Below are 233 nucleotides of genomic sequence, written 5' to 3' on the forward strand. Positions count from 1 at the left end.
GCTCCCGCTTGCCCGGGAAGTGCTGGTAGAGCACGGGCTTGCTGACCGAGCGGGTCCGCCAGGCGATGAGCGGCACCGACGACAACCGGACCCGCGTCGACGGCGCCGTCGGCGTCGATGAAGTCGAAGTAGGCACCGACGGCGAGGCCTTCCGGCTGGTGTTCGAGTCCGACCTGCGCAACGACGAGGAGGTGCGCCGGGTCGTGGACCTGGGCGCCCGGGCCTGCGTCGAG

The 233-nt window shown here is 71.7% G+C and carries 1 pseudogene; it reads left to right on the forward strand.

Annotation, left to right across the window (positions count from 1 at the left end):
* Window positions 1-38: 38 nt before the first annotated feature.
* A pseudogene (locus AC0IVP_RS22210) lies at window positions 39-233 on the forward strand (TetR/AcrR family transcriptional regulator); the annotation flags it as partial.

It is taken from the genome of Klenkia sp. AC732, from assembly GCF_979256525.1.